The 13484-nt window shown below is 63.4% G+C and carries 15 protein-coding genes and 1 pseudogene; 3 read left to right on the top strand and 13 right to left on the bottom strand.

Going from position 1 to position 13484, the window contains the following annotated elements; all coding sequences use genetic code 11:
• Nucleotides 1-6: 6 nt before the first annotated feature.
• Nucleotides 7-396: a hypothetical protein gene (locus tag CO664_RS30095; protein ID WP_141471675.1), complete on the bottom strand. Its 390-nt coding sequence runs from the start codon at nt 394-396 to the stop codon at nt 7-9.
• A gap of 28 nt (nt 397-424) precedes the next feature.
• Between CO664_RS30095 and CO664_RS03630 the strand changes: the two genes are divergently transcribed.
• From CO664_RS03630 to CO664_RS03620, 3 genes and pseudogenes are all read left to right on the top strand, one after another.
• Nucleotides 425-1612 (top strand): efflux RND transporter periplasmic adaptor subunit, encoded by a 1188-nt coding sequence (locus tag CO664_RS03630; RefSeq protein WP_097538575.1) that lies wholly within the window; start codon nt 425-427, stop codon nt 1610-1612.
• A gap of 14 nt (nt 1613-1626) precedes the next feature.
• Nucleotides 1627-4941: an efflux RND transporter permease subunit gene (locus CO664_RS03625; RefSeq protein WP_037414600.1), complete on the top strand. Its 3315-nt coding sequence runs from the start codon at nt 1627-1629 to the stop codon at nt 4939-4941.
• A gap of 143 nt (nt 4942-5084) precedes the next feature.
• Nucleotides 5085-5764 (top strand): annotated as a pseudogene (locus CO664_RS03620) (Crp/Fnr family transcriptional regulator).
• Between the two features lie 10 nt (nt 5765-5774).
• Here the strand turns inward: CO664_RS03620 and ureG are convergent.
• From ureG to CO664_RS03560, 12 genes are all read right to left on the bottom strand, one after another.
• Nucleotides 5775-6386 (bottom strand): urease accessory protein UreG, encoded by a 612-nt coding sequence (gene ureG, locus CO664_RS03615; RefSeq protein WP_097537948.1) that lies wholly within the window; start codon nt 6384-6386, stop codon nt 5775-5777.
• A gap of 77 nt (nt 6387-6463) precedes the next feature.
• Nucleotides 6464-7135: an urease accessory protein UreF gene (locus CO664_RS03610; RefSeq protein WP_097538574.1), complete on the bottom strand. Its 672-nt coding sequence runs from the start codon at nt 7133-7135 to the stop codon at nt 6464-6466.
• The gene (gene ureE / locus CO664_RS03605; protein ID WP_097537947.1) at nt 7128-7607 is read right to left on the bottom strand and encodes an urease accessory protein UreE; all 480 of its coding nucleotides are present in this window, start codon (nt 7605-7607) and stop codon (nt 7128-7130) included. Before ureE ends, CO664_RS03610 begins: the two co-directional genes overlap by 8 nt.
• A 1-nt stretch (nt 7608) precedes the next feature.
• A complete protein-coding gene (locus tag CO664_RS03600) occupies nt 7609-7905 on the bottom strand; it encodes a putative quinol monooxygenase (RefSeq protein WP_037414595.1) in 297 nt (98 codons plus the stop codon).
• 128 nt (nt 7906-8033) lie between these two features.
• Nucleotides 8034-8573, bottom strand: a complete 540-nt coding sequence (locus CO664_RS03595) for a peroxiredoxin (RefSeq protein ID WP_097537946.1) — start codon at nt 8571-8573, stop codon at nt 8034-8036.
• Between the two features lie 176 nt (nt 8574-8749).
• A complete protein-coding gene (ureC, locus tag CO664_RS03590; RefSeq protein ID WP_097525146.1) occupies nt 8750-10462 on the bottom strand; it encodes an urease subunit alpha in 1713 nt (570 codons plus the stop codon).
• Nucleotides 10463-10465: 3 nt separating this feature from the next.
• Nucleotides 10466-11116, bottom strand: a complete 651-nt coding sequence (locus CO664_RS03585) for a Urease operon accessory protein (RefSeq protein ID WP_097537945.1) — start codon at nt 11114-11116, stop codon at nt 10466-10468.
• Entirely contained in the window at nt 11117-11539 is a 423-nt protein-coding gene (locus CO664_RS03580; RefSeq protein WP_097537944.1) for a lysozyme inhibitor LprI family protein, read from the bottom strand.
• Nucleotides 11536-11841: an urease subunit beta gene (locus CO664_RS03575; RefSeq protein WP_097537943.1), complete on the bottom strand. Its 306-nt coding sequence runs from the start codon at nt 11839-11841 to the stop codon at nt 11536-11538. The genes CO664_RS03580 and CO664_RS03575 overlap by 4 nt, the downstream gene beginning before the upstream one ends.
• Before the next feature lie 12 nt (nt 11842-11853).
• Entirely contained in the window at nt 11854-12108 is a 255-nt protein-coding gene (locus CO664_RS03570; RefSeq protein ID WP_097525143.1) for a DUF1272 domain-containing protein, read from the bottom strand.
• Between the two features lie 9 nt (nt 12109-12117).
• Nucleotides 12118-12420 (bottom strand): urease subunit gamma, encoded by a 303-nt coding sequence (locus CO664_RS03565; RefSeq protein WP_026618115.1) that lies wholly within the window; start codon nt 12418-12420, stop codon nt 12118-12120.
• Between the two features lie 27 nt (nt 12421-12447).
• On the bottom strand, nt 12448-13281 hold the full coding sequence (locus CO664_RS03560) for an urease accessory protein UreD (protein WP_097525142.1): 834 nt from the start codon (nt 13279-13281) through the stop codon (nt 12448-12450).
• Nucleotides 13282-13484: the final 203 nt, after the last annotated feature.

Below are 13484 nucleotides of genomic sequence, written 5' to 3'. Positions count from 1 at the left end.
CTTGCGTCAGACCGAGAAGCGCGCGGCGGTATGCCGCGCGCTTTTGGGCAACCCGCCCCAGTTGTTAAGCTTGCATTTAACTCGCTCCACTATAGCCTCCCGGCAGATCACCAGGGAGAAATATTGAGGCACCATCGTTTCCGGCCTCTTGTAAGCATTTGCTACCGCGCTTACATAGCCCGGAACGATTGACTGGAGACGAGGCGCAGGGAGGAACCGGTTTTCTCTGGTTTCGCTTCCTTGAGTAATTTCTCCCGCGTCGGTACCTTCGATTTGATGCTCTGGGTCGGGCATTTTGAACGCGTGGATCGCACCGGTCGGCAATGCCGGCGGAACACGCGGGAAATAGCATGATTGCAGGCGGAGCTTCGCCCTTGATGAGCGGCGAGGCAGCATGATTTACTTCTGTCAGGACAATATGCCGATGGCTCAGAAACTCTTTCCTCTTCTCGGCGCATGTGCAGCAATCACGCTCGGCACGTTTTCGGGCGTCTCGGCCGAGGAGGCCGCAAAGCCGCAGCCGTCGCAGGCACTGCCATCGATCGTCGTGACGGAAGCGGCAGAACGCAAGATCAGCGACCGCGTCCTTGCCACCGGGTCGATCCAGGCGGTCGAGGAAACCTATGTTGCACCGCTCGTCGACGGGCTTTCCATCCGCTCGTTGAATGTCGATGTCGGCGATCGCGTCGAAGAGGGTAGCATCCTTGTCGTCCTCAACGACGACGCGCTGCTTCTGCAGAAAAGTCAGCTGGAGGCCAATCTCGCCAAGGCGGAAGCCTCGCTCGCGCAGCTCAAAGCCCAGCTTGCCGAGGCGACGGCGAATTCCGAAGAGGCGACGCGCGTCGCCGATCGCGCCGTACGGCTTTCGGAGAACGGCACGGTCTCGACCGCCGAGGCGGACCGCCTGAAGGCACTCGCCGCCGCCACGCGCGCCCGCCTTCGCTCGGCCGAGCAATCGGTGGGCGTCGCCAGAGCGGACATCAAGGTTGTCCAGGCGCAGATCGACGATATCGACCTCAGGCTTGCCCGTACTGAGGTAAAGGCCCCGGTCAGCGGCGTGATCTCGGCAAAGAACGCCAAGGTCGGCGCGATCGCCAGCGGCAATGGGGAACCGCTCTTCGCAATGATCCGCGACGGTGCGATCGAGATGAAGGCCGATGTCGCCGAGTCCGATATCGTCAAGCTTGCCGTCGGGCAACCCGCAACGGTGAAGCTCGCCGGAAGCAATGCGACCGTCGCGGGCAAGATCCGCCTGATCGCGCCGACGATCGATCAAGACACGCGGCTCGGCAAGGTTCACATCAGCCTCACCGACACGACCGAGGCGCGCGCCGGCATGTACGCGAGCGCGGTCATTACGGTCGAAGAAAAGCAGACGGTCGTCCTGCCGCAAACCGCCGTTACATCGGAAGACGGCAAGACCATCGTTCGCAAGGTCGAAGACGGCATCGTTCGGCTGGTTCCGGTTGAGACCGGCATCCAGGACGGGCAGTTTGTCGAGATCCTTTCCGGCCTCAAGCCGGGCGAGCAGGCCGTGGCCAAGGCCGGCGCCTACGTGCGTGACGGCGACCGGATCAATCCGGTCAAGTCCGACCAGCCGATAACCAATTGACGGGAACAGAGACCATGAACTTCTCCGCCTGGTCCATCCGCAATCCGGTCGCGCCGATTCTGGCGTTTTTCGTGCTCGTCGTGCTCGGCTGGCAGTCCTTCAATTCGCTGCCGATCACCCGCTTCCCGAACATCGACGTCCCGATCGTCTCGATCGTCGTGGCGCAGAGCGGAGCCGCCCCCGCCGAACTCGAGACCCAGGTGACCAAGGAAATCGAGGACGCGGTAGCCGGCATCTCCGGCGTCGACCATATCGAGTCGACGATTACCGACGGGACATCCACCACCGCAGTCATCTTCCGCATGGAAGTGCCCACGCAACAGGCCGTTCAGGATGTCAAGGACGCGATCGACCGCATCCGCGGCGACCTGCCGACCTCGATCGAGGAGCCGATCGTCTCCAAGGTTGACGTGGAAGGCCAGGCCATCCAGACCTTTGCCGTCTCCTCGCCCGGCATGACGCTCGAGGAGCTGTCCTGGTTCGTCGACGACACGATCAAGCGCGCCATCCAGGGCCAAAGCGGCATCGGTCGGGTCGACCGCTATGGCGGGTCCGACCGCGAAGTGCGCATCGAGCTCGATGACGACCGGCTGAATTCCTTCGGGATCACCGCGGCTGACGTCAACGGCCAGCTCCGCCGCATGAACATGGATCTCGGCTCGGGCCGCGGTCAGGTCGGCGGCAGCGAACAGGCGATCCGTACGCTCGGCGACGCGCGCGACGTTTCCCAGCTCGCCAACACGATGATCTCGCTGCCGAACGGACGCTTCGTGCGTCTGTCGGAGCTCGGCAAGGTTACCGATACCTACGAGGAGCCGAAGTCCTTCTCGCGCTTCAACGGCCACCCGGGCGTTACCTTCGCGGTGTTCCGTGCCAAGGGGGCGAGCGAGGTGAGCGTCGCCGAAACAGTCGCCAAGACCCTCGACGAGATCCGCGCCAAGCATCCGGACGTCACCATCGAGATGGTCGACGATCTGGTCTACTTCACCTATGGCAACTACGAGGCGGCGATACATACGCTGATCGAGGGTGCTCTGCTCGCCGTCATCGTCGTTATGCTGTTCCTGCGCAACTGGCGCGCCACCTTGATCTCAGCGGTTGCTCTGCCGCTTTCAGCCATCCCGACTTTCTGGGTCATGGAGCTCCTTGGCTTCTCGCTGAACCTCGTGAGCTTCCTGGCGATGACGCTCGCAACCGGCATTCTCGTCGACGATGCAATCGTCGAGATCGAGAATATCGAGCGCCATATCCGCATGGGCAAGTCGCCCTACAAGGCGGCGATCGAGGCAGCCGACGAGATCGGCCTTGCGGTCATCGCCACCACCTTCACCATCATCGCGGTCTTCGTGCCCGTTTCCTTCATGCCAGGCATTCCGGGGCAATACTTCATCCAGTTCGGGCTGACGGTCGCTGTCTCGGTCTTCTTCTCGCTGCTCGTCGCCCGCCTGATCACGCCGGTGATGGCGGCCTATCTGATGAAGCCGACGGATGTCGGCGGCGGTCACCACGATGATGACGGCTTCATGATGCGGCAGTACACGCGGGTCGTGCACTTCACCACGAAACGCTGGTATACGCGCTACTCCACGCTGGTCGTGGCAATCCTGCTCACTATCGGCTCCGTCGCCGCGCTCATCGCCTTCGTGCCCGGTAGTTTCCTGCCGCCGGAGGACAATTCGCGCGTCAGCCTGTCGATTGAACTGCCGCCCGATGCGATGCTCGAGGACACGGACCGGACGACCACGGAAATCTACAACCGCATCAAGGATATCGAGGGAGTCGAGAACGTCTTCGTCCTCGGGGGCGCCTCGCCGAAGGGCGATCTCGAACTGCGCCGCGCCGCCGTCACCGTGCTGCTCAAGAAGCTCGATCACTCGCTTGTCAACAAGGTCGTCAACGACGTTATCGGGCGCACGCCGCTGATCGGTGAGTATCTGCCGAAGCTGCCGCCGGCTGGCCGCACCAAGCCGCAATCTCAGATCGAGAAGGAAATCTTCGCGCGGCTGCAATCGATCCCGGATCTCCGCGTTACCAAGTTGAACGATCGCGGCGAGCGCGACCTGTCGTTCAACCTGCTTTCCAACAACGAGGCGGATCTGGAGACGGCCATCGCCACGCTCGAAGCGAAGCTCCGCAGGGATCCGCTGCTCGCCAATGTCAGCCCCGACGGTGCCCTGCCGCGGCCGGAACTGCAGATTCGTCCGCGCGATGAGCAGATGTCCCGCCTCGGCATCACCACGGCGCAGATCTCGGAAGTTATCCGCGTCGCCACGATCGGCGATATCGACGCACAACTGACGAAGATTGCGCTCGACGGGCGGCTGATCCCGATCCGGGTCCAGCTCAACCGCGATTTCCGGACAGATCTGGCTGCGATCCGCAATCTCAGGGTACAGACGGCGTCCGGTGCGACAGTCCCGCTCGCGAGCGTCGCCGACATCAACTATGGAGAAGGGCCGAGTTCCATCAAACGCTATGACCGCAACCGCGTTGTGAAGCTCGGCGCCGATCTGCCCGTAGGCGTCGCCCTCGACACCGCGTCGGCCCGCTTCAAGCAGATCGCCTCCGAAGCGAAGCTGCCGGGGACCGTCGAGTTCCTCGAAAGTGGCGACGCCGAAGTGCAGGCGGAAATGCAGCAGAGCTTCGGCAATGCGATGCTGCTGGGTCTGATGATGGTGCTGGTCGTGCTCATCCTCTTGTTCAAGGACGTCATCCAGCCATTCACTATCCTGTTCTCGCTGCCGCTGGCGATCGGCGGCGTGGCAGCCGCTTTGATCCTCACGCAGAATGCGCTCTCCATGCCCGTCCTGATCGGCATCCTCATGCTGATGGGCATCGTCACCAAGAACGCCATCCTGCTCGTCGATTTCGGCATCGAGATGATGCATCACGGCATGGACCGGACGCTGTCGATGATCGAGGCTGGCCGCAAGCGCGCCCGGCCGATCGTCATGACCTCCATCGCTATGTCCGCCGGTATGCTCCCCTCTGCACTCGGCGTCGGCGAAGGCGGCTCGTTCCGGGCGCCGATGGCGATCGCGGTCATCGGCGGCATCATCGTCTCGACGGTGCTCAGCCTCGTCGTCGTCCCCTCCTTCTTCCTGATCATGGACGACCTGTCGCGTCTTCTCGCCTGGACCTTCGGCCGCATGGTCGGCAAGAAGGAGGAAGAAGACCTGCCGCTCGACCGCGAGGCGCTCAGCAAGCTTGCCGCAGAACAGGGCACGACGATCGAAAGCCTGGAGGAGCGTGTCAAGGCGCTGGAGGCCGAGCGGCGCGGCAAGTCCGACCGCAAGGTCATCAGCCATCCGGCACTCGCCGCCGAGTAAGCCGTATTTTCTAAGAACTACTGCTGCACCCGTTCCGAGCAGGGACAAGCAGCAGCGCCTCTTCTCGCCAAGTTGTTTGATACGGGTCAAGTTAGGACCGGCGCGAAACCGCTAGCTTAGTCACGATTTTTCGGACGAGCGGTATGAAGACCTTGCGATTGACCTCCAGCGACCGGGCCATCCTCCTCAATGCGCGATTCTTTTCGCGGCTGCCGCGATCCGCGATAGAGGCGATTGTCGAGGGCGCGACAGTTTCGACGCACGAAGCGCACGTCACGCTATTTCGCCAGAACGAGCCGCTCGACGATGTGCTGGTCGTCCTCTCGGGGCTCGTCCGCCTCTATCGCCTGGGCAAGGTACGGGCGCGAAGCCGGTGTCGCAGTCTTCCCGAAAGGCGAATTGATCGGCGTCAACGCCATGTTCCTGGATCGCCGCGCGACCGCCAATGCCCAGGCCGCCGAACACTCGATCATCGCCCGGCTGGAAGGCGGCAAGCTGCGCCGGCTGGCCGCCGAAGACCCGGCCGTTGCCCAGGCGCTTCTCGAAATTCTTTGTCACCACGGCAAGCTGGCCGAGGACTGCCTTGCCGAAGACCGGCTTCTCACCGCACCTCAGCGAGTCGCGAACTACATTCTGAGCCATTGCCAGAACAGTTCCGAGAGCTTCTCCTTCCGCCTGCCGTTTCAGAAGTGCGTGCTCGCTGGCAAACTCGGCCTCGCCCCCGAGGCGCTGTCGCGCGCCTTCTCCACGCTTCGTCAATCGGGTCGTGGTGAAGGGCCGGGTGATCGAAATTCGCGACCGTCAGGCGCTCGAACAGTTCTAAGGTCCCGAGTTTAGAGCCCGCCCTGCACCGTCAGGAACTCGACGATCCGTTCGATGCCGTCGCCGCGCTTCATGTCGGAAAAGACAAAGGGCTTTTCGGCGCGCATGCGTGTCGCATCGCGCTCCATAACTTCGAGGTCGGCGCCCACATAAGGAGCGAGATCCTTCTTGTTGATCACCAGCAGATCCGACCTGGTGATCCCCGGGCCGCCTTTGCGCGGGATTTCCTCCCCTTGGCAGACGGAGATCACATAGATGGTCAGGTCCGCCAGGTCGGGCGAAAAGGTCGCAGCGAGGTTGTCGCCGCCCGATTCGATGAAGACGACGTCGAGATCGGGGATGCGGCAGTTAAGGTCGGCAATCGCCTGAAGATTGATCGAGGCGTCCTCGCGAATCGCCGTGTGCGGGCAGCCGCCGGTCTCGACGCCGACGATCCGCTCCGAAGAGAGCGCCTGCATCCGCACCAGCGCCTCGGCATCCTCCTTCGTGTAGATATCGTTGGTGACGACGGCGACCGAATATTTCTCGCGCATCGCCTTGCACAGCTTGTCGGTCAGCGCCGTCTTGCCGGACCCGACAGGGCCGCCGATGCCGACGCGAAGGGGACCGTTTTTCGATGGCATTTTCTATGTCCTTTCCGGGCGCCTGAGTCTTCCCATGTCGTTGGCCCAAAACCATTGCCACTTTTTGGCGACATGCATCACGAACGAAACAGGCGCGAATGCAGGGATTCATGTCTGAGCGATGCAATATCGGCCATGATCGCGGCCGAGCCAAGATCGTCGAGCGAGCCGCGCGCGGCGCGAACGGTTACCGCCGCGATCGCCGCCTCCAGCCCGGCAAGCAAGCCGACGCCGTCGCGCTGGCCGATGACGCCGCAACGGATGGCAACCGATACAGCATTGGAGGCCGTTGCGTTGAGAAAGGCCGCGATCGTCGGCTCAAGTCCGGTCCGATGCGCACCGGCGACAGCACCGACCGCCACCGGATAGGCGGCCGTCGATCCGAGCGTCTCCAGCACCGGGTGCGGCCAGTGGCCGGCGGAGGCAAGGAACGCCTCGCCAAGAAGCATGGTTTCCATGTGTCGCTCGCGGGAGCCGGCAAGCGCCTCGGCAAGTTCGCCGACCGCCCGTAGCCGGGCTGGATCGTCATGGCCGCGATAGCTTTCCGCCAGAAGCAGCGCGTCGTTCCAGATCGGCCCGCGGTTCACCAGCGTTTCCAGCCACTGCCGCAGATCGCCGGCACTTGTAACGAGGCCGTCATGAACCGCCTGCTCCAATCCGCCGGAATAGGAAAAGGCGCCGACCGGAAAGGCGGGCGAGAGCCAGGTGACGAGGCGCAATAGAGCCTGCGTGGCCGCATCGTCAGCCATGGTCGTGGTGGCGACCGTGCCCATGGTGGTTATGGCCGGTGCCGTGATAGGCGCCCCGCAAGGGTTGGAACGGCTCGACCACTTCGCTTACCGTCGCTCCGAGCCCTTCGAGCATGGCGCGGATGACGGGATCGCGGGCGATCAAGATCCGCCCCTCCTCGATCGCTGCCGGCAGGTGCCGGTTGCCGAGATGCCAGGCGAGTTCGACCAGATGCAGCCTGTCGCGCGGAAGGATTTCGTAGAGCGCCTCCTCAGCCGCTTTCACTTCGATATAGCCGCCGCCCTCCAGCACCAGCAAGTCGCCGTCGGCAAGCATTACCGGCTCCTTGAGGTCGAGCATCACCACATCCTCGTTTTCGAGATGCAGGAGCTTGCGGCGCAGATGCCGCTGGTCGTGGGTGAGCGTCACCCGGTGAAGCGGCGCCTTGTCGGCGGCACCCGGAGAGAGGATCTCCGTCGAACGATAGGGCACGTCAGATGACCTCGACCTTTTCCGGATGCACGACCTCGATACGCGCTTCGACGAGCAGGTCGGCCATCGCCGCCTGGAAGGATTTCAGATGCGGTTCGGCGAAGTGCGCATCGAGGGCCGCCCGGCTCTTCCAGGTCTCGACGAAGACCAGCGCGTTCGGCTCGGCGGGCTTTAGATAGAGATCGTAGCTGATGCAGCCCTCCTCCTTGCGGGTGGCCTCGATCAGCGGTGCGGCACGGGCCACGACGTCGTCGCCCTTGCCCGCATGCGCCTTCAGATATGCGATGACGTAAACCATTTGAGTTCCGTGCCTCTGACGGGCTTCACATTAACAAGAAAAAGCCCCGGCGCCAGCAGCAAGAGGGAAATCCGAACGACTTTCCAACCTGCGTGCGGCAGCGGGGCTTATACGATCACAATGCCGGATCAGGCAGCGATCTTCTGCGACTTCAGCGCCTCGAGAATGTTCTGCGGCGAGGAGACGCCATAGGGGTCGCTATCGCAATTGTCGGAATAGCCTTCCTCTTCGAACCACTGCTCGACCGTGCCGTTGTTGACGATGGCGGCGTAGCGCCAGGAGCGCATTCCGAAGCCGAGATTGTCCTTGGCGACCAGCATGCCCATCTTGCGCGTGAACTCGCCCGAACCATCCGGAATAAGCTTGACGTTTTCCAGCCCCTGAGACTTGCCCCAGGCGTTCATGACGAAGGCGTCGTTGACCGAGATGCAATAGATTTCGTCGATGCCGAGAGCGCGGAACTCGGGCGTCAGCTTCTCGAAATCCGGCAATTGGTAGGTCGAGCAGGTCGGGGTGAAGGCGCCCGGCAGCGAGAACAAGACGACGCGCTTGCCGGCGAAATAGTCGTTCGACGAGACATCCTGCCAGCGGAACGGATTGGAACCGCCGACGGATTCGTCGCGGACGCGGGTGCGGAAGGTTACAACGGGAACTTTTCTGCCGAGCATCATCATCTCCTTCGAGTGGGCAGCCGGCCGTCAAGTCTTGGGAGGAAGAGCAGCCGGCGAAAGGGAAGGCCCCTTCTATCGAAGATTCCGCTGCAGTGCAGCATCAAAGCGCCGATCGGGCGGCGGCGCATGGCAGGCATGCGACGGCCGCATGGCTGCCAGTTCGTCCGGAATGTCTAGAACAGGAAATACCGCTGCGCCATCGGCAGCACGGTCGCCGGCTCGCACGTCAACAGCACGCCGTCGGCGCGCACCTCATAGGTTTCCGGATCGACCTCGACATGCGGTGTGAGGCCGTTGTGGATCATCGAGGCCTTGCCGATGCCGCCGCGGGTATTCTGGACGGCGACGAGCTCCTTGGCGACGCCGAGCCTTCCCGCGAGGCCGGCGTCGAGCGAAGCCTGCGAGACGAAGGTGACGGAGGAATTGGTCCGGCTTCGGCCATAGGCGCCGAACATCGGCCGGTAATGGACCGGCTGTGGCGTCGGGATCGAAGCATTCGGGTCGCCCATCGGCGCGGCCGCGATCGTTCCGCCGAGCAGCACCATATCCGGCTTCACGCCGAAAAAGGCAGGGTTCCAGATGACGAGGTCGGCGCGCTTGCCGACTTCGAGCGAACCGATCTCATGGCTGAGGCCATGGGCGATCGCCGGGTTGATCGTGTATTTGGCGACATAGCGCTTGACGCGGAAATTGTCGTTGTCGCCGGTCTCCTCCTTCAGCCGGCCGCGCTGGCGCTTCATCTTGTCGGCCGTCTGCCAGGTGCGGATCGCCACCTCGCCGACACGGCCCATGGCCTGGCTGTCGGAGGAGATGATCGAGAAGGCGCCGATATCGTGGAGAATGTCCTCCGCGGCGATCGTCTCCTTGCGGATGCGGCTTTCGGCAAAGGCGATGTCCTCGGGGATCGACGGCGACAGGTGGTGGCAGACCATGAGCATGTCGAGATGCTCGGCCAGCGTGTTCTGGGTGTAGGGCCGCGTCGGGTTGGTCGAGGACGGAATGACGTTCGGCTGGCCGCAGATCTTGATGATGTCCGGTGCGTGGCCGCCGCCCGCCCCTTCCGTATGGAAGGCGTGAATGGTCCGGCCCTTGATCGCCGCAATCGTGTCCTCGACGAAGCCGCTCTCGTTTAGCGTGTCCGTGTGGATCATCACCTGAACGTCGTATTCGTCCGCCACCGACAGGCAGCAGTCGATCGCTCCCGGTGTCGTTCCCCAGTCCTCGTGCAGCTTCAGCGAGGTGGCGCCGCCGAGCACCATTTCAACGAGCGCGCCCGGCAGCGAGGCGTTGCCCTTGCCGGCGAAGGCAAGGTTCATCGGGAAGGCATCGGCGGCCTCGATCATACGCGCGATATGCCACGGCCCCGGCGTGCACGTCGTCGCCAGCGTGCCATGTGCGGGGCCCGTGCCGCCACCGAGCATGCAGGTGAGCCCGCTCATCAGCGCCTCTTCGATCTGCTGCGGGCAGATGAAATGGATATGGCTGTCCATGCCGCCGGCCGTGACGATCTTGCCCTCGCCGGCGATCGCCTCGGTGCCCGGTCCGACGATGATGTTCACGCCCGGCTGCGTATCGGGATTGCCGGCCTTTCCTATTGCCGCGATCCGCCCGTCCTTCAGGCCGATATCCGCCTTGACGATGCCCCAGTGGTCGACGATCAGCGCGTTGGTGATGACCGTATCGACCGCGCCGCCCTCGCGCGTCACCTGGCTCTGGCCCATGCCGTCGCGGATGACCTTGCCGCCGCCGAACTTCACCTCTTCGCCATAGGTGGTGAAGTCCTTCTCAACCTCAATGAAGAGCTCCGTGTCGGCAAGCCGCACCCTGTCGCCGACCGTCGGACCGAACATGTTGGCATAGGCCGCGCGCGACATTTTGTAGGACATGGTTCAGGCTCCTTGGGACAAGTCTGACGAAGGCAATGGATTGAGGCGGCGGAGGCGGCCTGCGGCGGCATGCGCATCGACATAACGCCGCTCGGCGGCGAAGGGATGCCACTCCCAGCCGCTGTGACCGAAGCCGGCGAGCACGATCTCGTCGCCGGCGGAAGCGACGTCGGACAGGATGTCGGCGATCACCACCAGACCGCTCGATGGAGCGACGTAAGGCGGCGGCGCGAAACGGGCGAGATCTTGCTCCAGCCGCTCGTGCGCTTCGATCGGGACGACCCGGTGCCGTCGGCCGGTCGCCCGCGTGAAGGCCTCGAAGCCGGCGGTGTAGTCGTCACAGAAATCGTCGAGGTCCGGATGGGTCTTGGCGAGCGCTGCCCGCATCGCCGCGAACTTAGCAGCGGAACGCACGCTCCAGATTTCACGTGCCTGGCGCACCGGCTCGCTCGTCTTCCAGCGGCCACCGCCGAGCATTGCAAGTGCCGGGCGGCCCGTGTTGCAGACGGCGACGATGTCGGTCCGGGCGCCGCCCCGGCCGACCGAGCGGCAATCGTTGAAGCGGACTACCAGGTCGGCTGCGTCGATCGTCGCGGCAGCACCCTCCGGCACCTCGCCATTTCCCACGATCATGACGCGCCGGCCCAGCAACACTCAGTTTCCTTGCGCCTCGAGAAGTTCCTTGAGTTCGGCGGTGCGCTTTCGGGTCAGCTCTGCGAGGCAGCCCGAGACGAGCATGGGCTCCATCGAACCGCCCCGAGCCTCGAAGCCGGCGAGCTCGCACTGGCCGTCGCGGTAGCCGATCCAGGCCCGCTGCGCCTTTTTCAATGCCGCGATGGCACCGATATAAGCCGCGTCGATATCACCGAGCTCCTTGTCGGTTTGCTGCATCGCGGTCATCGCCTGCTTGTAGATCTTGTTCAGGTCCGCATCCGCGGCCTGGTATTCCCGATCGGCGCAAATGTTCAAATCCATCTGCGCTACCGCCTCTTGGCAATTCACCTCAGGCTGTTCCTGAGCGAGCGCAAAGGTCGTGAGAATGAAAAGCAGGCCAAGGGCGGATGCGGCTGCTCTCATAGCTTGCCCATGACCTGTTGACGGAACCCGAAAACCTCGCGCTTGCCGGAAAGCGGGATCAGCGTCACCTGCCGCGTCTGCCCCGGTTCGAAACGCACCGCCGTGCCCGCCGGGATATCGAGCCGCTTGCCGCGCGCCGCACCACGGTCGAAGATCAGGCCGGCGTTCGTTTCCGCGAAATGATAATGGCTGCCGACCTGAACCGGCCGGTCGCCGGAATTGGAGACTTCGATGGTGGTCGTCGGAAGACCGACATTGAGTTCGATGTCGCCCGCGGCTGCGATGATCTCGCCTGGAATCATGCTCGTCTCTCCTTACGCGGCCTTTTCCGGCGCGCAGCCTTGCGGCTTCAGCACGCGCTCGCTCGAAGCCGGATATTTCTTGAGCATCGCCGCCGGCCGGACGGGACGGCGGACCAGTTCGCCGCTGCAGTTTGGGCAGGTCCCGCCGAGCTTCCCCTCGGCGCAATCAGTGCAAAAGGTGCATTCGAAAGTGCAGATCACGGCCTCCCGGCTTTCGGGCGGCAGGTCGCGATCGCAGCATTCGCAGTTCGGGCGCAGGCTCAGCATCATAGTCTCCTAGCGGATGGGTTCGTGAACGGTGACGAGCTTCGTCCCATCCGGGAAAGTCGCCTCGATCTGGATGTCGTGGATCATCTCGGGGATGCCTTCCATGACCTGGTCGCGGGTCAGCACATGGGCGCCCGCCTCCATCAACTCAGCGACGGACCGGCCGTCGCGCGCACCCTCGACGACGAAATCAGTGATGAGGGCGATGGCCTCCGGATGGTTGAGCTTGACTCCTCGCTCCAGTCGTCGGCGCGCGACCATTGCCGCCATGGAAATCAACAGCTTGTCTTTTTCGCGCGGAGTGAGATTCATGCGTCGCTATCCGGATTGATTGCGGGATCAGAGAGTCCAGACTTTCGGCACAGATGCGTCCTCACGCAAGTGCGAAATGAGCGGGATCAGGATTTTTCTGAGCGCAAATCCATCGACCGCGGCGACACGGGCAACGAGCTTGTCGCAGCCGCCGACCTTGTAGTGGCTGGCACCAGCCATTACCACCGGCGCGAGCATTGCACGCAGCTTCGAAAGCATCGCTTCACAATCGGGCGCGGCATAAAGCAAGGTTGCGAAGGCAGCCGCACCGCCGAGCGTCGCTGGCCGGGCGGCAAGCCCTGCGATGTCGTCGGCAAGGGCCAGATCCTCGGCATGGACAAATCTGCCGCCGCTCCGCACGCGCCAACGATCGCGAAACAGCCCGGCATGCACCGCCTCGCCCATCGCCTTGCGGCCGAGAAGCACCGCCTCGACCGCGAGAAAGCTTGCATCGGGCGCCAGTTCTACCTCGAGCGAGCGCGACAGCGAGGCGCGGTCGAAGAGGATCGTTTCCTGCGGAAGCCAATCGACCCGCGCTCCGGCGGCGACGGATATGCACGTGGCGATTGAGGCCGTACCGGCGCTCGCCTTGTAGATCTTCTCGCAGGCCTGCGTCGTCAGCGTGAGCTCGGTCCCCTCGCCGGCTTCGAAATCCCATTCGAGCCGGTCGCCGCCGGTTACGCCGCCCGAGGAGTTGATGAGCACCGCCTCCATCGAGGCATCGAAGGTCTTCGGCAAGCGGATCTTGGCGCAACCTTCCTGATAGAGTTCGGCGATGCGCGTGCGTCCGCGTTCGGACTTGGCAACAAGCCGCCCTTTTCCCCACGCCCTTTGCGGAGCGATGATCGCCGCGTCATTCAAGGTGTTCAGATATCCCCAGCCGGCACGCCCCTGCGACGTGCATCGTCATGCGGCATCGTCCGAAATGGCATGATCAATGTCAAGTCGCTGTTTCACAAGCACAATCGGGTCCGCCGAAAGAAACTCGTCGGACCGGCCAACTTTGAAGAGGCTGAGGGCCCACCAAAAAAGAGGGCGCCGGTTTGCGGCGCCCTCCGAACAAC

This window comes from Sinorhizobium sp. NG07B, from assembly GCF_002532005.1.
Classification (GTDB): domain Bacteria; phylum Pseudomonadota; class Alphaproteobacteria; order Rhizobiales; family Rhizobiaceae; genus Sinorhizobium; species Sinorhizobium fredii_C.
Note: the sequence above shows the minus strand (reverse complement) of the source record. Positions and strands in the feature narration are given on the sequence as shown.

What these genes read in the sequence shown, in the direction of transcription:
- CO664_RS30095 (WP_141471675.1), bottom strand. Translation starts at nt 396, where the DNA reads ATGCTGCCTCGCCGCTCATCAAGGGCGAAGCTCCGCCTGCAATCATGC.
- CO664_RS03630 (WP_097538575.1), top strand. Translation starts at nt 425, where the DNA reads ATGGCTCAGAAACTCTTTCCTCTTCTCGGCGCATGTGCAGCAATCACG.
- CO664_RS03625 (WP_037414600.1), top strand. Translation starts at nt 1,627, where the DNA reads ATGAACTTCTCCGCCTGGTCCATCCGCAATCCGGTCGCGCCGATTCTG.
- ureG (WP_097537948.1), bottom strand. Translation starts at nt 6,386, where the DNA reads ATGCCATCGAAAAACGGTCCCCTTCGCGTCGGCATCGGCGGCCCTGTC.
- CO664_RS03610 (WP_097538574.1), bottom strand. Translation starts at nt 7,135, where the DNA reads ATGGCTGACGATGCGGCCACGCAGGCTCTATTGCGCCTCGTCACCTGG.
- CO664_RS03600 (WP_037414595.1), bottom strand. Translation starts at nt 7,905, where the DNA reads ATGGTTTACGTCATCGCATATCTGAAGGCGCATGCGGGCAAGGGCGAC.
- CO664_RS03595 (WP_097537946.1), bottom strand. Translation starts at nt 8,573, where the DNA reads ATGCTCGGCAGAAAAGTTCCCGTTGTAACCTTCCGCACCCGCGTCCGC.
- ureC (WP_097525146.1), bottom strand. Translation starts at nt 10,462, where the DNA reads ATGTCCTACAAAATGTCGCGCGCGGCCTATGCCAACATGTTCGGTCCG.
- CO664_RS03580 (WP_097537944.1), bottom strand. Translation starts at nt 11,539, where the DNA reads ATGAGAGCAGCCGCATCCGCCCTTGGCCTGCTTTTCATTCTCACGACC.
- CO664_RS03575 (WP_097537943.1), bottom strand. Translation starts at nt 11,841, where the DNA reads ATGATTCCAGGCGAGATCATCGCAGCCGCGGGCGACATCGAACTCAAT.
- CO664_RS03570 (WP_097525143.1), bottom strand. Translation starts at nt 12,108, where the DNA reads ATGCTGAGCCTGCGCCCGAACTGCGAATGCTGCGATCGCGACCTGCCG.
- CO664_RS03565 (WP_026618115.1), bottom strand. Translation starts at nt 12,420, where the DNA reads ATGAATCTCACTCCGCGCGAAAAAGACAAGCTGTTGATTTCCATGGCG.